Genomic DNA, 24197 nt, shown 5'->3' with positions numbered 1-24197 from the left:
GCGCCGAAGGGAGCAATACGATGAGCACCACAACCACAACGCAGAAAAAAGTCATTGGAACCTATGGCCCCGGCAGCAATCACTGGGTCGGCGACGGATTCCCTGTGCGGAACCTCTTCCCCTCGAACGGGCTTCAGCTTGAGGTCTCACCGTTCCTGATGCTGGACTACGCCGGGCCGCAGTACTTCACGCCCAGCGCAAAGCGTCGCGGCGTCGGCGAGCATCCGCACCGCGGCTTTGAGACGGTCACCATCGCCTATCAAGGGTCGGTGGGCCATCGCGACTCGGCGGGAAACTCGGGCGTGATCTACCCCGGCGACGTGCAGTGGATGACTGCTGCCTCGGGCGTTCTTCACGAAGAGTTGCACGAGGCCGAGTTCTCCAAGGCCGGAGGGACCTTCGAGATGATTCAGCTCTGGGTGAATCTGCCGGCGAAGGACAAGATGTCCAAACCCGGCTACCAGGCCATCACGAAGGAGCAGATCCCGGTCGTAAGCCTTCCCGGCGGCGGACACATCCGTGTCATCGCGGGCGACGTCGACGGAACCAAAGGCGCGGCAACCACATTCACTCCGCTGAACGTGTGGGACGTGATCCTGAAGGCTGGCGAGAAGGTCGAGTTGACGGTACCTGAGGGCCACAATACGGCGATCGTTCTGCGCAAGGGCGATGTGACCGTGAACGGCTCGGCGAAGCTGACAGGCGAGGCGCGCATTGCTGCTCTCTCGCAGGAAGGCAACATCGTGACGATCGAGGCGAAGGAAGACTCGCAGCTTGTATTGCTGAGTGGCGAGCCGATCAATGAGCCGGTCGCCAGCTATGGCCCCTTCGTGATGAACACGCGCGAAGAGATCATGCAGGCGGTGGCCGATCTGAAGGCCGGCAAGTTCGGGCAGTTGTAAGCAATTGCATTGCCGGCTGCTGCAAAATACAGGTCCTTCGACTTCGCTGCGCTTCGCTCAGGATGACAGAGTTGTGGAGGGTAGCTGCGCTTCGCCAGGATGCAGATGGCAAGAGCAAGGGGTCTTCAGCAAACGCTGGAGACCCTATTTTTTTGGCTGGCAGGCCGCACAGGTAAATGGATCAGTTTGAACTCTCTCAGCCACAGCTGCGAACGTCATTCTGAGCTGCAGGCGAACCTATTTGCAACCGCCGCATGCTTGAAGAAGATTGTCGTGCAGCGAGTTTGGTAGGATCGACGCAACAAACTGCCATGAAATCGCAAACGAAGATAACCCGCCTTGAATTTCTAAAGGGCTCGGGGCTGGTTGCCGCGGGCTTTAGCTTTCTGCCTCAGGCCGTATTGGCTCAAGCGAAGCAGTCCCAGAAGAAAGTGAGTATGCGGAGGCTGGAGGAGTACCAGATTGTTGTTCCCAGCCAGGCGAGTCCGGTGGAACAGCAGGCGGCCGAGAAGCTCCAGCATTATGTGGCAGAGATGTCGCATAAAAACCTGGCGTTAAAGAGCGAAGGAGAGTACCGCAGCGGCCCTGCCTTCTTTATTGGACAGACGCAATATGCGAAGACGCGCAACACCGACTTCAAACAACTCAAGGAGGATGGCTTCGCCTTCCGTCCCGCGGGAGACAACCTGATCGTTGCCGGGGGTACGGGAAAGGGTGTTCTCTACGGCGTCTATGGACTGCTGGAGCTTTGGGGCTTCAGGATGTATACGTCGAAGGCGATCGATGTTCCGACGTCAGGTGCAGTCGGCATTCCTCGCGATGAGCTTGTGGTTGTTCCTGCGGTGCAATACCGGACCACATCGTACCCGGACACCCGCGCCCCGGAATACACCAACTGGCACAGGCTTTCGTCGCGCGACGACTGGGGATTGTTCGTCCACACCTTCAACGAGCTGGTTTCGCCGGACAGGTATGGCAAGACGCATCCGGAATACTTTTCGCTCGTCAACGGACAACGGCTGCCGGGGACGCAGCTATGCCTTTCGAATCGCGAAGTGCTTGACGTGCTGACGGCCAACCTGAAGGAAAAGATTGCGGCGAAGCCCCATGCCTCTTACTGGTCGGTGAGCCAGAACGACAATGACCAGTATTGCCACTGCGGCCCCTGTACGGAGCTGAATGCAAAGTATGGCGGAGTTCCGAGTGGGTCCATCCTGTACTTCGTGAATGACGTGGCAAAAGCGTTTCCTGAGAAGACGATCTCTACGCTGGCCTACTGGTACTCAAGAACGCCGCCGCAGAATATACAGGCCCAGCCCAACGTCAACATCATGCTCTGCAACATCGAGAGCAGGCGACAGGGGCCGGTCTTTGAGACCGATCCGAAGTTTTCCAATGACCTGATCGCGTGGGGAAAGATATCGGGCAACATCCTTATCTGGGACTACAACATCCAGTTTTCCAACCTGGTCAGTCCGTTCCCGAACCTTCATACGCTGAAGCCGAACATCAAGTTCTACACGGACCACAACGTCAACTCGCTCTTCATGCAGGCGAACGGACAGGCCGGCGGTGAGTTCTCCGGGCTGAGGGCCTATCTCATCTGCAAGCTGATGTGGGACCCGAACGCCGACGACAGCGCCCTTATCGATGAATACCTGAGCGGCTACTACGGGCAGGCGGCGCCGTATATTCGTCAGTACATCGACAGGATGCGCGAGTCGCTGTTGAGCAGCGGGTTCAAGCTGAACATCTTCGGCAGCCCGGAGGATGCGAAGGATGCCTACCTGTCGGCGGCGATGATGAAGACGTACAACGCACTGTTTGACCAAGCAGAGAAGGCGGCGGCGAAGAGTCCGCAAATGCTTACGCGGGTTAAGATCGCTCGCCTGCCGATCAAGTATGCGACGATCCAGATCGGACGAAACGAAGACGCGGACACTCCGCGAAGCATGTTCGCGCATACTTCGGACGGCAAGGTCTTCGTAAAGCCGGAGATGAAGGCCCTTGTCACGGAGTTCGTCAGCGGATGCAAGCAGGACGGCGTAACGAAGGTAAGAGAGCGCACCACGACTCCTGACGACTATCAGGCGTCCTACGACAGAGTCTTCACGAAGGTCGCGGAGACGCAACATGCCAGGTCATTCGGCAAGAAGATCGCGCCTGTCACGCTGCCTGAAGGCGGCGCTGCCAACGCGCAGCGGCTAACCGATGGCATCTTTGGTTCGTGGGAGTCGTGGAGCGCGCCGGATGTCAACTGGGTGGCCTACAAGGGCCAGCACATGGACTTCGTTCTGGACATGGGAGAGGTGACGGACATCGGTTCCGTGAACATGGATTTTCTCAATGCGCAGGCGCAGCCGGACTGGAACCTGCTTGTGCTGCCTGCCTATGTCAGCTACTCGACGTCAACCGACGGAAGCGCGTTCGGCAACGAAGTGCGGGTGAGCAATCCGAACAATCCGAATCCGAAGGAAGATCCGGGGATCGCGAACATCCCGGTGCAATCGTTCCGCGCCGACTTGAATACAAGGGCGCGTTATATCAAGGTGCATGGAGAGAGCATTCTTCATATGCCTTCGTGGCATATCCGCGCCGGAAGCCCGGCGTGGATTTATACCGACCAGATCGTGGTTGCGTAGCCGCGCTTTGTTGCATCGGCGCAGCGAACTACAGGGATTCTTCGGCTGCGCCTCAGAATAGCGGGCCTTCTCTCCCTTCAGTGGAGCTTTCTTAGAAACCGTTCGCTGTCACGAAGATCTCTTCAGGCTTTGCGGCGATGACGCGGTAGAGCGCGAACTGACGCGAGCTTTGGCCGCGCAGCTCGAAGAGCAGGCTGGCGCGGTTGCTGGCCTCAACGTCGACGGCGTCGACCAGGCGCATCCACGGCGTGCGGTCGAGATGCGCGGCGTCGGTGGCGGAGGCAAGCGCGACCTTGAGCTGTCCCATCCCGTCGTCCTGCGCAACAACGGTGACGTAACGCATCACGGAGCCTGTCTCCACCGTGTGCGCCATGTAGACATAGGTTGGCGCTCCGCCGTAGCTGAGCAGGTAGCCCTTCAGCTCTTCGCCTGCGAGAACCACCGGAGCATGAACCGGGGTAGTGTGGTGGGTCTTGCTGCGCGCGCTGGATGCGGACGCCTTCTTTGCCGCCAAGGATGGAGCGGGCCTGGCCGCAGCGGCCGTTGTGTCGTCGGTGGGAATGCCGCGTTTCAGCCTCGGAGGGCCAGCCTCTGTGCCTGCCTGCGTCGCGGGCTTTGCTGTAGCTGGTGTGCCTTCCGTGGTGTCGTCGGTGGGGATGCCTCGCTTGAGACGTGGTGGACCGGGGCCTTCATTGGGTGCTGGAGCGTTGGCGCTGCTGCCTGCGGCAACCTTCGTGCCGGTGGTTGCCGTCGATGGAAGCTGCTGAGGCGGCGTCACACCCGGAATGACGCCGTACTCTGCCAGCTTGGCGCGTGCGAAGCCCTGCATCTTTGCCAGGATCGCTGCGTGCTCGGCGGTGTCCTCCCACGGGCGGGCGAATGGATGAGGCTCGCGGTTCTTCGCGTCGGAGACGGCGACCATCTGCTTCATGTCGGGAGGAACGCCCAGCAGCTTGGGCATGTCGTTGTCGTCGTCGCTCGACTTGGTGTTGTGCTTCAGTCTCGGGCGATCGGGATCGTCGTTCAGCGAACCGGCGCTGGTCACGGTGGCGAGGTCGGTCCTCTTCTTTTGCTTGTCGTTCTTGATGTCCTCGGGAGAGCGGCGGCGCAGCGTTGGGCGCTCGGCCTTGTCGTCAGGATCAGGTGCGGTCTGCGATGGAGCGTTGTTGGTGTCGTCTGCCGTTGAAGCTGTGTCGTCGCTGCGGCGCTTCATCGTGGGGCGGTCGGTGTCGTCGCTCTTCTTCGCGGAGTCGTCGGAAGGGTTCGCGGACTTCTGCTGATCGGTGGGCCTGGAGGCGTCGGCACTCTTATCGGAGAAGTGCGGCTTGTTTGGATCGCCGCCGGAGACCGAGATGACGGGAAGCGTTTTGGAGGGCTTGAGCTTCGATGCGGACTTTCTCTCCTGCGCAGGGGCCTTGTAGCTGCCGTATGCTGTCCAGCCTTCGATGTAGGCCGGGGCGGGCGATCCCTCGGGCAGCGTGGTCTTGAGCGCGGTCTCGAGCACGAGGGTGCCTTTGCCAAGACCGGCGTCCTCGAGCTCGTAGACGTTGCCGGTGAGCAGGGCAAATGGAATGGGCTGGGGGAGATAGACTCCGGCATCCTCAATCTCGCCGTCGATAAAGACGGTGACGGGCACGAAGCGGCTGCCGGTAGGCTTGGCCAGGTCGCCAGTCCACTCATACACGCCGACGGCGCGGACCACCGTATCGGGGTTGGTGACCTTGTGCATCTGGGCATAGGCGCCTGTGGTCAACGCCACGCCGCAAGCCACGACCGAGAGAATCGCTGTTTTCATATCCGTCACGAGTTTAGACGTATAAGCCTCCGCGATGGACTACGATGCGCTCCGGCGCGGGCGCTTTGCAGCTACTATTGCATCAATGCCTGTGCCGCTCGTCTCCGCTGAAGACCTGTCGATCGCCTTTGCGGGGAGGACCGCCGTGGAGGGTATCTCGTTTCATGTGAACGAGGGCGAGACGCTGGGGCTGGTGGGCGAGTCCGGCTCGGGCAAGTCGGCGACGTCGCTGGCGCTGCTGCGCCTGTTGCCTCCTACAGCATCGGTTGCGGGCAACATTCGGTTTGCGGGCGAGGACCTGCTTGCTCTACCGGAAGATGCCATGCGGCGGCACCGCGGGCGCAGTATGTCGATGATCTTTCAGGAGCCAATGACGGCCCTGAACCCGGTGATGCCGGTGGGTGCCCAGATCGCCGAGGCGATACGCGCGCATCATCCGGAGCTTGGCCGCCGCGAGGTCCGTGAGCGCGTGCTCGAGGCGATGAACGACGTCGCGCTGCCCTCGCCCAGACAGAGATGGAAGGACTATCCGCACCAGTTCTCAGGCGGGCAGCGGCAACGCATCCTGATCGCCATGGCCATCGTCAACCGGCCACGGCTGCTGATTGCGGACGAGCCAACGACCGCGCTCGACGTGACGGTGCAGGCGCAGATACTTGCGCTGCTGAAGCGGCTGCGGAAGTCACATAACCTGGCGATGCTTTTTATCTCGCATGACCTTGCAGTCGTCTCGCAGGTCGCCGATCGCGTTGCGGTGATGCAGCACGGCCATATCGTGGAGCAGGCGACGGCAGAGCAGCTATTTCATTCTCCGCAAAACGCTTACACGCGCCGCCTGCTGGCCTCGGTGCCGACGATGCAAACCGATCGCACGAAGCCGCTGGCGACCATCGGATAGACGAGTCCGGATTGGCGCGGATAAGCGGATAAAGCAGGATGAGCGAGAAAAACAGCCAGTGCGGGAGAATCATGTCAACCCGTTCGAGGAGATGGTTCAACTCCGCACCGATCCGTGCCGGTCCGCGGTCGCGCGCCGTCAGTGCATCAAGTAAACTAAACTCTTGGGCCGGCAGGCCGACGATGACGCCATGCGAGCCCTTGTTTTCTCCGATGTTCACGGCAACCTTGAAGCGCTCCACGCAGCCCTTGCGGCTGCGGGCGAGGTTGACGCTGTGTGGAACCTCGGCGATGTGGTGGGCTACGGCGCGAGTCCCAATGAGGTCATCGAGATCGTCCGTGTGCGTGCGCAGTACAATGTGCGCGGCAACCACGATCGCGTCTGTTGCGGCCTGGCCTCGGCGATCGGCTTCAATCCCGTGGCGCGTACCGCAGCCGAGTGGACCCGCGAAGAGATGACCGCGGCGAACCGCGAGTGGCTTGCACAGCTGCCGAAGGGCCCCCTCCAGCCGGAGGGAATGCCCCGCGTCTCCCTGGCGCACGGCTCTCCGCTCAATGAAGATCAGTACATCATCACCATGCGCGACGCATGGGCCCCGCTACAGCAGAGCGGCGTCAATGTCACCTTCATCGGCCACACGCATCTGCAAGGCGGCTTTATGCAGAAGGATCAGGACTGGCACGAGCTGCGTCCGCGGTACAACACGCGCAACGATGCCGAGACGTGGACGTTGCAGGTCGAGGAAGGCTCACGCTATCTCATCAATCCGGGCTCGATCGGGCAGCCGCGCGACAACGACTGGCGCGCGGGGTTCGCGATCTACGATACAAGCGCGATGGAGATTGTGTTTCACCGGGTTCCTTACGACCTGACCGCCGCGCAGGGCCGGATTCTGATGGCAGGCCTGCCCGAGAAGCTGGCGGCGCGACTGCGCGAGGGCCGGTAGGCGCCTGCAAGATACAGAGATTCTTCAGCTACGCCTCAGAATGACGACGCCTTGCCACGCACAGCGATCTGAAGCAGCCCTAAGAACTCGCACACTTCAAAATCGGCCGCAACGGACTATTTGGGCATGGGGATCGACTCGGCCTTGCCGGTGGCGCGTTCGGTAAACCAGAGCGTATCGCCCGCGGGTTCAATCCCGGTCGGCGTCTTGAGTCCTTCCTTCAGCACGGTAACGTGTGCCTTCTCTCCGTCGACGGTGATGGCGAGAATCCTGCCTCCGCCATTTTCAGCCACGAAGAGCTTGCCGTTGGCCGCGCGCATGCCATCGGGTCCTTTGACCATCTGGTCCATCCAGATATCGACAGGCGCGCCCGGTTTGCCGGAAGCGTCAACCGGAATGCGGTAGAGCTTGTTGAAGAACACATTGTTGACGTAGAGCGTACCGTTCAGGAAAGTGATGCCGTCGATGCCATTCAACGTGCGATGTTCCAGGTACAGCTCCGCGGCGGAGGCGCCGGCCGGCAGCCTGAAGATCTTTCCATTGGCGGTATCCGTGATGTAGAGCGCCTTGTCCGGCCCGATGGCAAAGTCGTTGCATATCGTGTTGTCGCCCGGCAGGTTCCAGCGGACCTTCGGAGCGCCCGTATTGAGATCGAAGCCCCTCAGTGCGGTGTGCCGTTGCACGGGAGTGGTTCCCTGCACCGGAGTGAGCTGGCACGTCCACAGCGTGTGGCTGGCGCCATCGGCCAGCATGCCGAAGAAGAACGTCCCTGGGCCTTCGCTGCTGGCGTCGACAAACTTCTCTGCCGTGGACGATCCCGGACGCACCTTGTAGACAAAGGGAGAGCTGGCGCTGCCGACAAACAGCACGCCGCCCGGCGCTACGGTCAGGCTCTCGGGCTGCGACCTGGCATCGCCGATCAGGATGTCGGCGGCAGATGCGATTTGCGTAAGGCCCAGTGCCATGACGGCACAGGCGGCGAACCGGCGTATGTTCAAAGTGGCCATCTTTAAATCTCCTCAGATTGGTCTCGATCTAGGATCGATTGATCGCATCGACTCGCCAGAAGGACTCGATCTACCTGGCTATCTTATACGTGGAATGATACGGCAGGCTCTCGCAAGAGAGCTTGTTTTCCGATAACGGCAGGCCATCTGCCGTGCGTCCGCTTTTCGCTTAAACTGGAGATGGAAGCGCCATGCCCGCCGAGATCATCCTCCAGCAGACCCCTGACGACGCCGCTCTTGCCGGCAAGCGAGAGCAGCTCGCCGGTGTTCGCACTGCGCTTGCCGAGCGCGAATCGGAGCTTGCCCAGCTTCGCGCGCAACTGAAGACCTTTGAAGGAAGATATCTTCGCCAGGTCGGCATTCTCTACGCGGAGCTGGACGACATCGAGGCGCGCATCGCCGAGCGCGAGGTCGATCTCTACGGCTCCGACTCTGCCCGCAGCCGCGCCGAAGAGGCCCGTCGCCAGGCACAGGAGACCCACGATGCCGCCTTTGGCGAAGCACGAGAAGCCGAGGAGTTCGACCCGCCACCCAGCCTGAAGACGCTCTTTCGCGAGGTTGCCAAGCGCATACACCCCGACTTCGCGCGCGACGACGCCGAGCAACGGCACTTCACCTTGCTGATGGCCCGCGCCAACCAGGCCTACAGTCGCGGCGACACCGACGCGTTGCAGCGCATGTTGGACGATCACCACGAGATCGATTCTTCCATCGCCGGTGAAGGCACTGTCGCCGAGCTTCTGCGCATCGCGCGCCAGATACGCCACGCCGAGCGCGACATCGCCAACCTCGATGCCGAGCGGCACACGCTGCTCGCAAGCGAGATCGCCCATCTCTACCTCGACGCCGAGGCCGCCGCGCGCGAACACCGCGAGCTGCTGACGGAGCTTGCTGCCAGCCTGCGCGAGCAGATCGCCGATGCGAAGTACCGCCTCGAGTTCGTCAACCGCCAGGTGAACGCGCAGCGATGAACGACAAGGCTAAAGGCGGACTGCAACACATCCCCACGGGAGCAGCGCTTTCGCTGCACTCCACACGCGCTGGCATCATTGCGCGGGGCCGCCGCGACGCTGCCAACGCAGCCTCGAACCCGCACTACAAGCAGGCAATCGCGGACTACAACGCAGGCAGGCCCACCGAGGCCGCCGCCAGCTTCCTGCTGGCCGCGGAGCAGGGACACGCGGAGTCGCAGTACATGTTGAGCACCATGTACGACGAAGGACGGGGCCTGCCGCGGGATGCCGCCGAAGCCGCCAACTGGGAGCGCAGGGCCGCCGAGCAGGGCCATGCCTATGCGCAGGCCAACCTCAGCTTTCGCTACTACATCGCCAACGACTTCGCCGAGGCCTTCGCATGGTGCCAGCGCGCCGCCTACAGCAAGCTCGCCTGGGCGGAGTACAACCTGGGCCTGATGTATCGCAAGGGCGAAGGCGTACAGCAGAGCGACACCGAAGCCGCCTACTGGTACCGCCTGGCCGCTACACAGAACTTTGCCGAAGCGCAGCAGAAGTTGGCTGAGCTTTATTACTTCGGCCAGGGAGTCCCGCTCAACTACGCGCAGGCGGCGGCGTGGTATCGCCGGGCCGCCGATCAGGGCAACGCGGAGGCGCAGTTCCAGCTTGGCCACCTCTACGCCACAGGGCAGGGGGTCGAGCACGACTATACGCAGTCGCGCCACTGGATTCGCCAGGCAGCCATGCAGGGCCACGAACAGGCTCTGCGCGAGCTTAAGAAGCGCGAGTACCGCGACCCGTAGTCTGCATTACCCGCCGGGGCCTCCACCTGCTACGCTAAAAGAGTCCATGTTTCACACAACGAACAATCTCAGAATCAAGTCCTCCAAAGTCGTCCTTCCGCCGGTCTTTCTCCTTGAAGAGGAGATGCCCATTACGGAGGCGAGCTCCAGCACCGTCTTTGAGACGCGCCGCCAGATCGGCAATATCCTCGAAGGCACGGACGACCGCCTCGTCGTGGTCGTCGGTCCCTGCTCCATTCACGACGTCGATGCCGCGCGAGAGTATGCCACGCGGCTGAAGAAGGCCGGCGCCGCGCTCGCCAACGAGCTGCTGATCGTGATGCGCGTCTACTTCGAGAAGCCGCGCACGACGCTGGGCTGGAAGGGACTCATCAACGACCCGTACTTCGACGAGTCGTTCCGCATCAACGATGGCCTGCGCATCGCGCGTCATCTGCTGCTCGACCTCGCGAACATGGGAGTGCCCGCGGGCACGGAGTTCCTGGACATGATCTCGCCGCAGTACATCGCCGACCTGGTGAGCTGGGGCGCGATCGGCGCGCGCACGACAGAGAGCCAGGTGCATCGCCAACTGGTCTCGGGCCTGTCGTGCCCGGTGGGGTTCAAGAATGGCACCTCGGGAAATATCCAGATCGCGATCGAGGCCATCGTCTCGGCCAATCACCCGCATACCTTCCTGGGAACCTCGGAGACGGGGCAGTCGGCGATCCTGTTTACGGCTGGCAATCCGGAGTGCCACATCATCCTGCGCGGCGGCCGCCAGGTGACGAACTTCGACGCGGCATCGGTTGAAACCACCGCGACGCAGATGGTGAAGGCCGGGATCAAACCGCGCATCATGATCGATTGCAGCCACGCCAACAGCAGCAAGGACTTCCGCAAACAGGCCGCAGTGTGCCGCAACGTGCAGGAGCAGATCGCAGCAGGTGACAGCCGCATTATGGGCATGATGATCGAGAGCAACCTGGTCGAAGGCGCGCAGTCGCTGGTGAATGGCAAGGCAACCAATTACGGGCAGAGCATCACGGACGCCTGCATCGGCTGGGACGAGACGGAGTCGCTGCTGGGTGAGCTTGCTGAGTCGGTGGCGAAGCGCAGGCTGCTGCGCGAGAAGGCTCGCTCCTGACGACAGCGGTTCGCGCTTGCGTTGAATGAGTCCAGGTCTCAGAGGCGAGACCTAGGGCATCTGGCTCCTATGCCTGCTGCTCCTCAAGAGCCATCGCCAACTCTTCCCACTCGGCGGTAATCGTGGCCTTCTCGCTGCGCAGGCGGTCGAGTTTGGCGGCGTCCTTCTGTGACTGCTCTGCAGAGACGAAGTTGCCGAGGCGTTCTTCGGCGGCGGCGATCTCGCCTTCGAGCCGCGGGATCTCCTCTTCCGCGAACCTCAGGCGGTCCTCCATCTGCTTCAGCTTGATGGGATTCAGCTTCTTCACGGGAGTTGCCGGAGCGGACGACGGCGGTAGTGAAGCAGGTCCCTCCGCTGCGGCGCTTTGCGCCTCCGGTCGGGATGACACAGTAGTTGGGGCAGATGGTGTGGGCTTGAGGTCGGCGCTTAGCGACTCCTTCACCTTCTCCGGGCCGCCCTGCTTGCGCCATAAATAATCTTCATAGTTGCCGGGGTAGATGTGGACGCGCTTGTCCTCGACCTCGAAGACGCGCGTGGCGAGGCCGTCGATGAAGTAGCGGTCGTGCGAGACGAAGAGCACCGTGCCGGTGAAGTTGCGGATCGCGTCGAGCAGAACGTCCTTCGCGCGCAGGTCGAGGTGGTTCGTCGGCTCGTCGAGCAGAAGCATGTTGGACGGAGACACCAGCATCTTCGCCATCGCATAGCGGTTGCGTTCGCCGCCCGAGAGCACGCCGAGCTTCTTGAAGACGTCGTCGCCGGAGAACATGAAGCAGCCGAGGAGCGAGCGCAGCTCGACGACGGGCACCTTCGGAGCGGCGGCGGCGATGTCGTCGAGCATCTCGTTGGCCGGGTTCAGCACCTTGTACTGGTCCTGCGCGAAAAAGTCGACAAGCGCGTTGTGACCCAGCTTGATGTTGCCGCCGGTCGGAGCTTCCTGCTCGCTCAACATGCGGATGAGCGTCGATTTACCCGCGCCGTTTGCGCCGACCAGGGCGATGCGGTCGCCGCGCTCGATGGTGAAGCTGACGTTGTCGAGGATGGTCTTCTCTCCGCCGGCGGGCGTGGGGTAAATCTTGGTGAGGTTATTGACCTCGATGACGGTGCGGCCCGAAGCGGGAGGCTGCGGGATGGTGAAGTGGATCGTCGCCTCTTCCTCCGGCACCTCGATGCGCTCGATCTTTTCCAGCTCTTTGATGCGCGACTGCACCTGCTTCGCCTTCGTCGCCTGGTAGCGGAAGCGGTTGATGAAGGCCTCGAGCGCGTCGATGCGATCACGCTGATTCTTGTACGCCGCCATCAGCGTGGCGCGGCGCTCGTCCTTCTGCGTCACATACTTCTCGTAGTTGCCGTGGTAGACCTGCATCCGCTTGTTCCATACCTCGACGATCTTGTTCACCGTCACATCGAGGAAGTAGCGGTCGTGCGAGATGAGGATGAAGGCGTTGGGATAGTCGTGCAGATACTCCTCGAGCCAGTTGCGGCTCTCGATATCGAGGTGGTTCGTCGGCTCGTCGAGCAGGAGCAGCGAGGGCTTCTGAAGAAGAAGTTTCGCGAGCGCGATGCGCATCTGCCAGCCGCCGGAAAACTCTTCCGTCTTGCGCTCCCAGTCTTCCTTCGAGAAGCCGAGGCCGCCGAGCACCGCGCCCACCTGCGCGTCGAGCGTGTAGATGTCGTGCACGTGGAGCTGGTCGGCGATCTCGGAGTAGCGATCGGCGGCCGCGATGTACTCCTTCGACTTCGGGTCTTTTTCTGAAAGCGTGTGCGTCAGCTCCAGGGACTCGGCCTCGAGCGCGTGCAGGTGCTCGAAGACCGACAGGCACTCCTCGAAGACGGTCTTGCCGCGCATGGCGAGGCCGTCCTGCGGCAGGTAGCCGATGGTGGTGCCTTTGACGCGCGTGATCTCGCCGTAGTCGAGCGACTCGATGCCGCCGATGACCTTGAGCAGCGTCGACTTGCCGGTGCCGTTGCCGCCGACGAGCCCGGTGCGCTCGTTGGGGGTAATCAGCCAGTTCACATCTTCAAAGAGGAGCTTTTGGCCGAAGCGTTTGCCGGCCTGGATGAGTTGCAGCATGCACCTCTATTTTCGCATCTCCACGGTTGACGCGCTTTTCACTACCTGGTGCGCATTGCCGACCATTTGCCCTCGGCATCTCCTTCAATCTTCATGCGTCCCTTCGCAGCGTCCCCGTCAACCCACCCGGCAAACCTGACATGGGCCTCCGTTTTGCCGTCCGGCAGCGCGCCGGTGAGAGCAAACTCGACGTAGCCATCGCGCCATGTGCCCGCGATCGGGAGATCGTTGCCAAAGGATCCAGACCACGTGCCCGCGATCTTCGTTCCTTCGCGCGTCAGCTTCGCCGTGCCATTGAAGGGCCCCATGTCGGTTGAGATGGCGACATCCCACGCGCCTGCGGCCTCGCCGCCGTTACTGATCGGCTCAGGGCCGGCGGGCGTGATCTTCAGGTTCGAGAAGTAGGACTCCTCCCCGGCGAACCCCCACAGACCCACGGCGCCATTGAGCGAATCGCCCTTCAAGCCGTCAACGATCAGGCTAGGCTTCGACGATCCGTTGAGGTAGAGCGAGGCGTGGCGTCCGTGCACTTCGATCTTCATCTTCGTCCATGCTCCGGGCTCAAGGTCTGCATACGACTCGTAGATCGCAGTCCACTTCGTCCGCAGAACCGGCCAGCCATAGTCCGGCTCGGCAGCGTATTGCACGGAGTGGTTGCGGTAGCTCTGATCGTCGGCCACAGCGTTGCCCGGCCTAACGTAGAAAAGGTCGTAGCGCACGGGGTCCTTCTGCAGCCGAAACCCGATGCCGGTGAAGCCGGGCATGCGCGCAGGCGGAGGTATGGTGACCTTCACGGCGAAGTCGGCCTCAATTGTGCCATCGCGAAAATCGACGCCGTCGATCAGCGCAAAGCCGTTGCTCTTCTTCGCCAACGGCGTCACGCGAATCGCCTTGCGGCCGCGATACTCGACGGCTTCCACCTTCGCATCGAGCGGAGTCAACCCCTCGGTAGTCGTGAGTGAATGCACCTTCGGCATGAGGGCGCCGCCGCTCGCAGTCTGCGCCATAGCGACGCTGTAAGAGACGAGCAGCGGAAGAGAGGCCAGTGCAAACAGACTTCCATGCGAACGGGTCATGCAGGTGAGAATAACGACAAAGTCCGCTTTCACTCTCCAGCCATTTGAAAACGAGGCGTTTTTGGGACGAACTGCATGAGCGCAGGGAAATACGGCCGGAAGTGGCTGGCGCGCAAAGACAACAGGAAACTCCCTTCGATACACTCATCTGTGAGAGCTTGATGCCAGGTCAGCCCCAACTGTTTCCGGACCGCGAACCGACCGTATTGTCGCCCCCGCCTCCCTCTTCCAGTGCAGACTCGAAGCGTGCGGCCGCGCCGGTGTGGCTGCAGCGGCTGTCGCTCTTTGTGCTGGTGCTGTTCTGCGTCTACCTCGGCGTGCTGGTGATGATCCTGCCCTGGTGGTCGCGCATATGGGACAACAACATGTTCATCCAGTCGCGGCCGACGTTGGCCACCTTTCTGCATAATGGCGCCGTGCGCGGTATCATCTCCGGGCTCGGGTTGCTGGACATATGGATCGGCATCTCCGAGGCGGTACACTACCGCGATTATAAGTAACGTTGTCCGTTCTCCGTTCTCTGATGTCAGATAAGATCGACAACCTGAGACTGAGAACTGACATCGGAGAACTGAGAACGTTATGGATATCCCGCAGCAGCCTGAACCACTCGCCGAAGCGCCACTCGCCTACGAGAACCCGAAGTTCCTCAACTCTCCCGACGCTCGCATTCTGCGCATCATGGCCGAATACCAGGAGCCGCTGTCGCGCTTCCGCCGCGAACGCATCCAGGACACCGTCGTCTTCTTCGGCTCGGCCCGCTTCCGCGCGCTCGACGTAGCAGCCGCCAACTTCGAGTTGCTGGCCAACACAGGCTCGAAGGAGCGCGCCGCCGAGCAGCCCGCCACGCTCGAAGAGGTCGAGCACGGCAAAGCTACGGGCGCACGCCTTCGCCTGGCGGGAGCGGCGATCGAGATGGCCTCCTACTATGAGGATGCGCGCATTCTCGCCAACAAGCTGGCAACCTGGGCCAAGTCGCTGCCCGGCCCGCGCCACCGCTTCGTCGTCACCTCTGGCGGCGGCCCCGGCATCATGGAGGCTGCCAACCGCGGCGCTTACGAGGCCGGCGCAAAGACCATCGGCCTCAACATCAAGCTGCCTTTCGAGCAGCAGCCGAACCCCTACATTACGCCGTCGCTCAACTTCGACTTCCACTACTTCTTCATGCGCAAGTACTGGTTCGCGTATCTCGCAAAGGCGCTGGTCATCTTCCCCGGAGGCTTCGGCACGCTCGACGAGATGTTCGAGCTGCTCACGCTGGCACAAACTCACAAGTTGGCCAAGAGGATCACAACGATCATCTACGGCACCCCGTACTGGAAGAGCGTGATCAATCTCGACGTTCTTGCTGAAAAGGGCGCGATCGCTCCAGGAGACCTGGAGCTCTTTCGATTCGCCGACACGCCGGAGGAGGCCTTCGACATTCTGAAAGAGGACCTCACGAAGAACCACCTTAACTCCGACTACGAGCGCGCTCTGCAGGAACGCGCCCGCGCAGCGGCTGGAGCCAAGGATGTTCCCCATGAGCCTGCGCCGACGGCACAGGAGATTCTCGGCCCGGATATCGCGTCGACACGATGAACGCCGACGGTGCGGTTCTCAATCTATGGAAGAAGAACCTCGGCAGCGTTCCGTACGAGGTATGGGAACAGACTGGCACAACGACTCTCATTCTTGCCGATAACGGTCTAACCGAGATATCGGAGAAGCTCGGCCATTTGGACCACCTGCGCACGCTCGATCTTGGGCATAATCAGCTCACTGCAATTCCAGAGAGTATCGGGGACCTTCAAGCGCTTAGCGATTTTCTCTATCTGCACGACAACCGATTGACGACGCTGCCAACTTCCATCTCCCATCTGAGGAAACTGCGCTATCTGAATATCAGCGAGAATCTCTTTCAGAAACTTCCGGCGGCGGTTTGCAGCTTGTCCGGTCTTATTGAACTTCGTCTCACAGACAATCGGATCACAGAGCTTCCCGCCTGTATCGCACAACTATCGCAACTACGCGAGCTTCATTTTCGCAATAACCAGTTGACGACTCTGCCCGATGCAATCGGAGAGATGAAGGAGCTGCGACAGCTTGATCTGCGAGGAAACCCTCTGGAGTCTTTACCTGACTGCATCGCCGAGCTTCCGAGACTCGAAAAACTGGATCTCCGCTGGGTGAATACACTTCGATCTATAAATTGGCTGGAAACTTTGGAACAGCGCGGATGCTGCGTGTATCGATAAAGGAGGCTTATCTGGACCGGCAACAATAGCTGTAACCAACTCAGTTACCGTCTCTTGCGGATATTGAAGCCCCATTCTCGATGCAGTCATCGAGGCTTCACATTCGCCCCGCATACTGCCCCCGAGCGAGCCAGAAGCCAGAGCACGCTCAGCGCGGAGGGCCAATGAGTCAGTCCACCATCTCTTATCTATGGCGCGAGCCCGAGGCCGCCAGGGGCTTCGCCACCGGCGTCTCACTGCACAGCCACACCAACCAGTCGCATGAGACGCTGAACTTCATCGCCGAGCTCTCGCACGACTGGGGCTTCCTGCAGCCGATCATCCGCTGGGCCGAGCGCCGCTCGCACCGCGCCTCCGGCATCACCCCCGACTACGCCCGCAGCTACTGGACCCCTCCGTTGACCCCGCGCCTCGCCTTCGACCTCGAGCGCTCGCAGATCGAGAACCGCCTGCAACTTCCCGCGCTTGTCTCGCTCACCGACCACGACGACATCAACGCGCCCCTGCTTCTGCGCTCGGTCGACTCGGCACGCCACATCCCCATCTCCGTCGAGTGGACCGTGCCCTTCTACGAGACCGCATTCCACATCGGCGTCCACAACATCCCGTCCGCACAAGGTGTCGCGTGGATGGACCGGCTTCGCGCCTTCACCGCCATCCCCGTCGCCCATCGCGCGCCAACCATGCTGCGCGAGGTGCTCGCCGACCTGCACGATATTCCGCAGGTGCTCATCGTCTTCAACCATCCCATGTGGGACCTCTACCGCGTCGGACGCGAGCGCCACCTGGTGCTGGTCAACGAGTTCCTCGCCGTCTACGGCCAGTACGTCCACGCGCTGGAGCTGAACGGCCTGCGCGACTGGAAGGAGAACCGCGAGGCCGCAACGCTCGCCGGCAAGTGGAACCAGCTCGTCATCTCGGGCGGCGACCGCCATGGCGTCGAACCCAACGCGAACGTCAACCTCACCCGCGCCGCCAGCTTCACCGAGTTCGTTCACGAGGTGCGCCGCGAGCGCCGGAGCCACGTCCTCTACATGCCGCAGTACGCCGAGCCGTGGAAACACCGCATCCTGCAATCGACGCTCGACGCCATCCGCGACTACCCGCACTTCCCCGAAGGGGCGCGACGCTGGGACCAGCGCGTCTTCCATCCCGATGCAACCGGCGAGATGCGCCCGCTCTCGGAGATATGGACCGGCGACCACCACGCTGCACCAGGCTGGATCGAAACGATCCTGGCGGCAGTGCGGCTGATGGGATCGGCACCGCTCTCCGGTACGCTGCGCTACGCCTGGGACGATTCCGCAAAGATGCGCGCTGCAATGGCCAAGCAGGAGGCCTGAGACACATTTCACCGTGAACCGGCGGCGCTCCTGCTGCGTATCTTCTATGCAATGCCCCGTTACCTCGCCGCTCTGTCCTTGCTTCTGTTGACGACAACGCTGCCGTGCCTTTCGCAGCAGCCGACGAGCGCTGAAGCTCCGCTCACCGCCCAGGCGATCATGGCGCGCGTCGCCGCCAACCAGGACCGCGCCGAGACGGAGCGTACCCGCTACATCTACGTGCAGCACGCTCGTGTCCTCTCGCGCAAAGGGAAGACCGTCATGTGCGAAGAGATTACCGATTCGCGCATTGTCCCCTCCAGCAGCGGCTCGCACGCGGAACTTCTCAGCATCAGCGGCCGGCAATGGAAGAAGAACCATTACATCGCCTACGACACGCTGCCGAAGAAGAGCGAAAGCGCCAGTTCAAAAACCGATGACAAGGATGAGTTATGGAATGACGACATGGACCGCGATCTCGTGGAGAGCATGCGCTCCAACCTGACGAACGACAAGTCCAAGGATGGGCTGGCCGCGCGGCTCTTCCCGCTCACCTCGAAGAACCAGGCCGAGTATCGGTATCAGCTCATCGGTCGCGAGCAGAAGAATGGGCGCGACGTCTTCCACATCCGGTTCGCGCCGAAGGACAAGAACCAGTACACCTGGAAGGGCGATGCCTGGATCGACTCCACCAAGTTTCAGCCCGTCGTCATCTCGACGGCGATGGCCCGTAAGGTCCCCTTCGTTGCGCGGACGCTGCTGGGCACCAACTTGCCCGGCCTCGGCTTTACCGTGGTCTATGCTCCGCAGTCCGATGGCGTGTGGTTCCCTGTGAGCTTCGGCACTGAATTCAAGCTGCACGTACTCTTCATCATCCACCGGCAGATCGTCATCGACGCCCAGAATCGCAGCTTCGAGAAGACCCACGTAAGCTCCCACATCATCGAGGACGAAGCGGTCGCGCCGCAATAATTTCGTCACATCTCCCTTGACATAGTTTATCTATGCCAGTTACCGTCATGTGGCATAGACAGGCTATGCCAGAAGTCACGTTGAGGTGCCGCACATGAAGCGCGACGAGATTCCACCGGGAACACTCTACCTGCTGATCCTCAAGACGCTCTCGCTGCACGGCTCACTGCACGGCTACGAGATGGCGAACTCCATTCAGCAAAGCTCCGACGACGTGCTCCAGGTGGAAGAGGGCTCGCTCTACCCCGCACTGCAACGCATGTTGATCAAAGGCTGGGTCACGGCCGAGTGGGGAGTCACCTTGGGCAATCGCCGCGCGCGCTACTACCGGCTCACCGCCGAGGGCCGCAAGCAACTGGCGCGCGAGCTCTCGCAGTTCCAGCGCGTCTTCGGTGCCATCAACCGTGTCATCCAGACCGCCTGAAGGAGATCTGCCATGATCCTCGACGAAGCCCTTCGCCGCATACGAATGCTCTTCCAGGGCAGGAAGTTCCAGCACGATCTCGACGAAGAGATGCGCACGCACAAGGAGCTGCGCGAGCAGGAGTACGTGGACCGCGGTCTCTCACGCGACGCCGCGCACACTGCCGCCTCGCGCAGCTTCGGCAACACGGCCTCCATCCGGGAGACGAGCTTTCGTGCCTGGGGCTGGAGCTGGCTTGAAGGGCTGCTGCAGGACGTGCGTTACGGCGTGCGCTCGATGTTCCGCAGCCCGGCGCTGACCATTGTCGCGCTGCTCTCGCTGGCGCTGGGCATCGGTGCAAACACAGCCATCTTCAGCTTTCTCGACGCCGTCATGCTTCGCTCGCTTCCGGTCAAAAATCCCTCACAGCTTGTCCTTTTCTTCGGCGACGAGCTCGAATACGGCGTGACAGACAGGTACGGCTCGGCCACGCTGTACTCCTATCCGTTCTTCCGCCAGATGCAACAGAAGAACGCTGTCTTTTCAGATGTTGCCGCAATGTTCAGCTTCTGGCAGAACGTTCACGGAACCGTGGAAGGCCGGGATGCGATGGAGGAGATGAAAGTTCAGCTCGTCTCAGGTACGTACTTTCCGATGCTTGGCGTTCAAGCGCCCATTGGCAGAACACTGACAGATGAAGATGACAACTCCGAGGGTGACCACCCTGTCGTCGTCGTTAGCTATGCATGGTGGAAGCGTGCTCTCGCGAGTGATCCTGCTGTCCTCAACAGAAAAATCAAGCTCGGCAAAACAATGTTTAACATCATCGGCGTTGCCCCGCCGGAGTTCTTCGGAACCAAAGTCGGTGACGCACCCGATATCTGGGTGCCGATGTCGATGATGAGGTCCATACCACCTGAGATGAAGGGTTATAAAGACGACTTCTATCAAGCCATGTTGATCATGGGCCGCCTGAAGCCCGGCGTCTCACCCGCGCAGGCGACAGCAAACGTCAACGTGCTGTATCAGCAGATCATTCGCGGCTTCTCCGATGCGGACCTGAGTCAGAGGAATGTCGCCCACCTCGACAAAGCTCACGTAACTCTGCTGCCCATGGCGACCGGCTTTTCACAACTGCGCCGCCAGTTCTCGGAGCCGCTGCACCTCCTGATGGGAATCACGGCACTGGTGCTGCTGATCGCCTGCGCCAACATTGCGAACCTGCTGCTTGCACGCTCCACCGCGCGGGCGCGTGAGCTTGCGGTGCGGCAGGCGCTCGGCGCTCGGCGCATCCGCATCGTGCGGCAGTTGCTTACGGAGAGCCTTCTGCTCGCCTTTATTGGCGGACTGCTCGGCGTGGGCCTTGCCGTCTTTGCCGACCGGCTGCTGCTGCGCATGATCTCCGGCGGAGCGGATGTGATTCCGCTCGACGTCTCCCTTAATACACGGCTGCTGCTCTTCACCTTTACGGTCACAGTAGCCACGGCGGTCCTCTTCGGCATCATTCCGGCCCTGCGCGCCACGCGCGTTGAGCTGACCGATGCGCTCAAGGACGGGCGCGGCTCATCGAACGGCACCGCAAGAAGCCCGCTCGGCAAAGCACTGATTGTGACCCAGGTCGCCATCTCGCTCGTACTGATGGTGGGTGCGATGTTGTTCGTCCGCACCCTTGTAAACCTCAACAAGGTCGATATGGGGTTCGATCGCGAGAACGTCCTTCGCCTCGACATCGACTCCACCGTTACCGGCATCAAGTCCGACGATCCGCGAATGATCTCCATGTTCCAACAGATCGAGCAGCGCATCGACGCGCTGCCCGGGGTGAAGAGCGCGAGCTTCGCTTCGTTCTTCTTCAACGAGGGAAGCTGGAACACCCGCATCCGAGTGCAAGGCACGACGCCCGACGAGAACGTCAACGTCAAACATAACGTCATCGGCAACGGCTACTTCTCCACCATGCAGATTCCTCTGCTTGCCGGACGCACCTTTGGCCCGCAGGATACTTCCACCTCACAGCACGTCGCCATCATCAGCGAGAGTATGGCGAAGAACCTCTTCCCTGCCAGAATCAATCCGATCGGGCATCACTACTACACAGGCTTCGATCCGAAACCGGAGAACGACGTCGAGGTGATCGGCATCGTGAAAGACGTCAAGTTCGGAAGCCTCGACGAAGACCAGCAGTACGTCGACTACCTCCCCAACCCGCAACATCCTTGGGGCTATGGCAGACTGGCTGTGCGTTACGACGGCAACTTCGCCGCAATCTCGAATGAGGTGCAGCGTGCGATCCACGGCATCGATCGCACACTGCCTATCAGCCACGTATCGACGCTCGACGACCAGGTGGCCCGCTCCATCACCAACCAGCGCCTCGTCGCGCAGCTCTCCGCCTTCTTCGGACTTCTCGCTGTCTTCCTCTCCTGCATTGGAATCTATGGCCTGATGTCGTACATGGTGGGCAGGCGCACCAACGAGATCGGCATCCGCATCGCTATCGGGGCATCGCGCGCGAACGTTCGCTGGCTCGTCATGCGCGAGATCATTCTCCTCGTCGCCGTCGGTATTGCCATTGGAGTTCCCGTCACGCTCCTCGGAAGCCGCGTCGTGACGAACATGCTCTTTGGGTTGAAAGGAACAGATGCCGTGAGTCTTGTCGCATCCGTCGTAGGATTGCTCCTGGTCGCCGTGCTGGCCGGATATCTACCCGCTCGCCGGGCAGCACGCGTCGACCCGGTGATCGCCCTCCGCTATGAGTAAGCTGTTCGGCACGAGACCGCTTTGCACTTAGTATGAAGGTGTGGTGACTCGGCGACAGGCGCTTAGGTTGTCTGCGATGGCTGGGGCGGCGCTGCTGGCTGGAGACGCTCGCGCACTGGCTGCGCCTGACCACTCGCTCACAATCGGGCCGTGCTCTCTTGAGGTTTCGCGGCGGCGGTTCATCAGGACGACGGCCTACAATGGCCAGTCTCCCGGACCATTGCTGCGTCTGCTAGAAGGCATGCCCGTCACAATCAACGTCACGAACCGCACTGCGGCGAGCGAGATCGTCCACTGGCACGGGCTGTTTCTTCCTCCGGAGGTGGACGGTGCGGCGGAGGAGGGGACGCCGCCGATCGCGCCGGGGGCAAGCGCGACCTATACCTTTACTCCGGAGCCTGCGGGGCTGCGCTGGTATCACACGCACACGATGGCGGGAAGTGACATGCGGCGCGGGCTCTACAGCGGGCAGTTCGGCGTGCTGTGGGTTGAGCCGCGCGTGAACCCGGCGCGCTATGACGAGGAGTTCTTTCTCACGCTGCACGACTGGGACGGCACGATGGTGGGTAGCGACGACGGGTCGATGGGCCCGGTCTACAACATCTCGACGATCAATGGCCGCGTGCTGGGGTTCGGCGAACCGCTGCGCGTGAAACAGGGCCAGCGCGTGATGCTGCATGTGGTGAATACGAGCGCCACGGAGCCGCACTGGCTGTCGCTGGCGGGGCACAGGTTCCGCGTCATCGCACTGGATGGCAATGCGGTGCCGTCGCCGCGGACCGTGACGATGCTGCATCTCTCGCCGGCCGAGCGCGTGTCTGCCGAGGTGGTGATGGACAACCCCGGCGTGTGGGTGCTGGGCGAGGTGCGCAGGCACGTGCAGGCTGCGGGCATGGGCGTTGTGGTGGAGTATGCGGGCAGCGGCGGCAAACCGGTATGGCAGCAGCCGCAAATGCTTGAGTGGGACTATCTGCAGTTCGGCGCGGAGCGGTCTGCCGAGGCTTCAGCGGAGGTTAATGTCACTACGATTCCATTGGTCTTTGAATCGAAGTTTGCAGGGCATGGAGCGATGGATCGCTGGATGATTAATGGCAAGTCGTATCCTGACACGGAGACAGTGGGGCTAAAGCAGGGACAGCGCTACCGGCTGATCTTCAGGAACAGGAGCATGGACGACCACCCGGTCCATCTGCACCGGAACACGTTTGAGCTGCGCAAAATCAATGGCCGCGAGACGCGCGGGATTCTGAAGGACACGGTGCTGGTGAGCGCGGGCAAGGAGGTGGAAGTGGAGTTCACGGCGGAACGCGCCGGGCTGTCGCTGTTTCACTGCCATCAGCAGGACCACATGGACATGGGGTTCATGATGTTGTTCCGGTGCATCTGAGTCTGTTTTGTTAATCACATCGTCTCAATGATGGAGAGATCGATTCCGCTCGAGGGAAATAGGATATTGCTAGATCGAATGAGACTTCTGTACCTGCTTGTACTCTTCGCGCTTCTAGGCGCGGGTGAGCTGCAGGCGCGGGCGCAGGGCAACTACGAGATCCAGGTGTATGGATCGCAGACGGTAGAGCCGCGCAGCACGATGGTGGAGCTGCACTCGAACTTCACGCCCAAGGGCTCGCTGACGACCGATGACGGCACGTATCCGACGAACCACCAGCAGCACGAGACGGTGGAGATCACGCAGGGGATCAATAGCTGGTCGGAGGTAGGCTTCTACCTGTTCACGAGCTGGCAGAACGGGCATGGTGTGCAGTGGGTGGGCGACCACATACGCCCGCGCGTGCGTGTGCCGGACTCGTGGCACTGGCCGGTGGGGGTGAGCCTGTCGACGGAGATTGGCTACCAGCGGTCGCAGTACTCGCCGGATACGTGGACGTGGGAGATCAGGCCGATCGTGGACAAGTCGATCGGGCGGTGGTATCTGGCGGTCAATCCGGCGCTGGAGCGCACGTGGCACGGGCCGGACACGAGTCAGGGCGTGGGCTTCGCTCCGGCGGCGAAGGTGGGGTACGACTTTACGCGCAAGGTCTCGGGCGGCGTGGAGTACTACGGCAACTTCGGGCGGGCGTGGTCGTTCAGCGCCCTGCACGACCAGCAGCAGCAGCTCTTCGCGGTGACCGACCTGAACGTCTCGCCGAAGTGGGAGCTGAACTTCGGCGTGGGCATGGGCGCGACGGCCTCGACCGACCACCTGATTATCAAGGCGATCGTTGGAAGACGGTTCAACTGGGGCAGGCAGTCGCCGGTGAACTAGTGCGTATCGAAGATTTATTGT

The 24197-nt window shown here is 61.5% G+C and carries 20 protein-coding genes; 16 read left to right on the top strand and 4 right to left on the bottom strand.

The annotated features are described in order from the left end of the window. The first annotated feature begins 20 nt into the window (after nt 1–20). Both JSS95_10460 and JSS95_10455 read left to right on the top strand, forming a co-directional pair. Entirely contained in the window at nt 21–902 is an 882-nt protein-coding gene (locus JSS95_10460; GenBank protein MBS1800237.1) for a pirin family protein, read from the top strand. 311 nt (nt 903–1213) lie between these two features. Then, nucleotides 1214–3544: a DUF4838 domain-containing protein gene (locus JSS95_10455; GenBank protein MBS1800236.1), complete on the top strand. Its 2331-nt coding sequence runs from the start codon at nt 1214–1216 to the stop codon at nt 3542–3544. A gap of 91 nt (nt 3545–3635) precedes the next feature. Here the strand turns inward: JSS95_10455 and JSS95_10450 are convergent, their stop codons facing one another. Then, nucleotides 3636–5339 carry a hypothetical protein gene (locus tag JSS95_10450; GenBank protein MBS1800235.1) on the bottom strand — a complete coding sequence of 568 codons (1704 nt, stop codon included), beginning with the start codon at nt 5337–5339 and terminating at the stop codon, nt 3636–3638. 85 nt (nt 5340–5424) lie between these two features. Here JSS95_10450 and JSS95_10445 point away from each other — a divergent pair, with 85 nt between their 5' ends. Both JSS95_10445 and JSS95_10440 read left to right on the top strand, forming a co-directional pair. Next, entirely contained in the window at nt 5425–6237 is an 813-nt protein-coding gene (locus tag JSS95_10445) for an ABC transporter ATP-binding protein (protein ID MBS1800234.1), read from the top strand. A gap of 190 nt (nt 6238–6427) precedes the next feature. Beyond that, on the top strand, nt 6428–7183 hold the full coding sequence (locus JSS95_10440) for a metallophosphoesterase family protein (protein ID MBS1800233.1): 756 nt from the start codon (nt 6428–6430) through the stop codon (nt 7181–7183). 116 nt (nt 7184–7299) lie between these two features. Here JSS95_10440 and JSS95_10435 read toward each other — a convergent pair whose 3' ends face one another. Further along, nucleotides 7300–8190: an SMP-30/gluconolactonase/LRE family protein gene (locus JSS95_10435; GenBank protein ID MBS1800232.1), complete on the bottom strand. Its 891-nt coding sequence runs from the start codon at nt 8188–8190 to the stop codon at nt 7300–7302. 191 nt (nt 8191–8381) lie between these two features. On the opposite strand from JSS95_10435, the gene JSS95_10430 reads away from it, so the two are divergent. Genes JSS95_10430 through JSS95_10420 form a run of 3 tightly spaced genes read left to right on the top strand, consistent with a single transcriptional unit; the run spans nt 8382 to nt 11072 of the window. Then, the gene (locus JSS95_10430; protein ID MBS1800231.1) at nt 8382–9161 is read left to right on the top strand and encodes a hypothetical protein; all 780 of its coding nucleotides are present in this window, start codon (nt 8382–8384) and stop codon (nt 9159–9161) included. Continuing rightward, nucleotides 9158–9946 carry a sel1 repeat family protein gene (locus JSS95_10425; protein ID MBS1800230.1) on the top strand — a complete coding sequence of 263 codons (789 nt, stop codon included), beginning with the start codon at nt 9158–9160 and terminating at the stop codon, nt 9944–9946. The genes JSS95_10430 and JSS95_10425 overlap by 4 nt, the downstream gene beginning before the upstream one ends. Nucleotides 9947–9992: 46 nt before the next feature. Beyond that, nucleotides 9993–11072 (top strand): 3-deoxy-7-phosphoheptulonate synthase, encoded by a 1080-nt coding sequence (locus JSS95_10420; GenBank protein MBS1800229.1) that lies wholly within the window; start codon nt 9993–9995, stop codon nt 11070–11072. Between the two features lie 67 nt (nt 11073–11139). Here JSS95_10420 and JSS95_10415 read toward each other — a convergent pair whose 3' ends face one another. Together JSS95_10415 and JSS95_10410 are read right to left on the bottom strand one after the other, a co-directional pair. Beyond that, a complete protein-coding gene (locus JSS95_10415) occupies nt 11140–13143 on the bottom strand; it encodes an ABC-F family ATP-binding cassette domain-containing protein (GenBank protein MBS1800228.1) in 2004 nt (667 codons plus the stop codon). Between the two features lie 41 nt (nt 13144–13184). Beyond that, nucleotides 13185–14252 carry a hypothetical protein gene (locus JSS95_10410; protein MBS1800227.1) on the bottom strand — a complete coding sequence of 356 codons (1068 nt, stop codon included), beginning with the start codon at nt 14250–14252 and terminating at the stop codon, nt 13185–13187. A 128-nt stretch (nt 14253–14380) separates the two neighbouring features. Here JSS95_10410 and JSS95_10405 point away from each other — a divergent pair, with 128 nt between their 5' ends. From JSS95_10405 to JSS95_10365, 9 genes are all read left to right on the top strand, one after another. Further along, nucleotides 14381–14719: a hypothetical protein gene (locus JSS95_10405; protein ID MBS1800226.1), complete on the top strand. Its 339-nt coding sequence runs from the start codon at nt 14381–14383 to the stop codon at nt 14717–14719. Nucleotides 14720–14801: 82 nt separating this feature from the next. After that, entirely contained in the window at nt 14802–15800 is a 999-nt protein-coding gene (locus tag JSS95_10400) for an LOG family protein (protein MBS1800225.1), read from the top strand. Then, the gene (locus JSS95_10395; protein MBS1800224.1) at nt 15797–16456 is read left to right on the top strand and encodes a leucine-rich repeat domain-containing protein; all 660 of its coding nucleotides are present in this window, start codon (nt 15797–15799) and stop codon (nt 16454–16456) included. Before JSS95_10400 ends, JSS95_10395 begins: the two co-directional genes overlap by 4 nt. Before the next feature lie 164 nt (nt 16457–16620). Next, nucleotides 16621–17799, top strand: coding sequence for a hypothetical protein (locus tag JSS95_10390; protein ID MBS1800223.1), 1179 nt, complete (start codon nt 16621–16623; stop codon nt 17797–17799). Nucleotides 17800–17850: 51 nt separating this feature from the next. Further along, on the top strand, nt 17851–18750 hold the full coding sequence (locus JSS95_10385; GenBank protein MBS1800222.1) for a hypothetical protein: 900 nt from the start codon (nt 17851–17853) through the stop codon (nt 18748–18750). Between the two features lie 94 nt (nt 18751–18844). Continuing rightward, nucleotides 18845–19174 carry a PadR family transcriptional regulator gene (locus JSS95_10380; protein ID MBS1800221.1) on the top strand — a complete coding sequence of 110 codons (330 nt, stop codon included), beginning with the start codon at nt 18845–18847 and terminating at the stop codon, nt 19172–19174. Between the two features lie 12 nt (nt 19175–19186). Next, nucleotides 19187–21913: an ABC transporter permease gene (locus tag JSS95_10375; protein ID MBS1800220.1), complete on the top strand. Its 2727-nt coding sequence runs from the start codon at nt 19187–19189 to the stop codon at nt 21911–21913. A 76-nt stretch (nt 21914–21989) separates the two neighbouring features. Further along, on the top strand, nt 21990–23300 hold the full coding sequence (locus tag JSS95_10370) for a multicopper oxidase family protein (GenBank protein ID MBS1800219.1): 1311 nt from the start codon (nt 21990–21992) through the stop codon (nt 23298–23300). Between the two features lie 78 nt (nt 23301–23378). Continuing rightward, a complete protein-coding gene (locus JSS95_10365; GenBank protein ID MBS1800218.1) occupies nt 23379–24176 on the top strand; it encodes a hypothetical protein in 798 nt (265 codons plus the stop codon). Nucleotides 24177–24197: the final 21 nt, after the last annotated feature.

It is taken from the genome of Acidobacteriota bacterium (assembly GCA_018268895.1).
Taxonomy (GTDB): domain Bacteria; phylum Acidobacteriota; class Terriglobia; order Terriglobales; family Acidobacteriaceae; genus Edaphobacter.
This window is presented reverse-complemented; position numbering and strand designations above follow the sequence as displayed.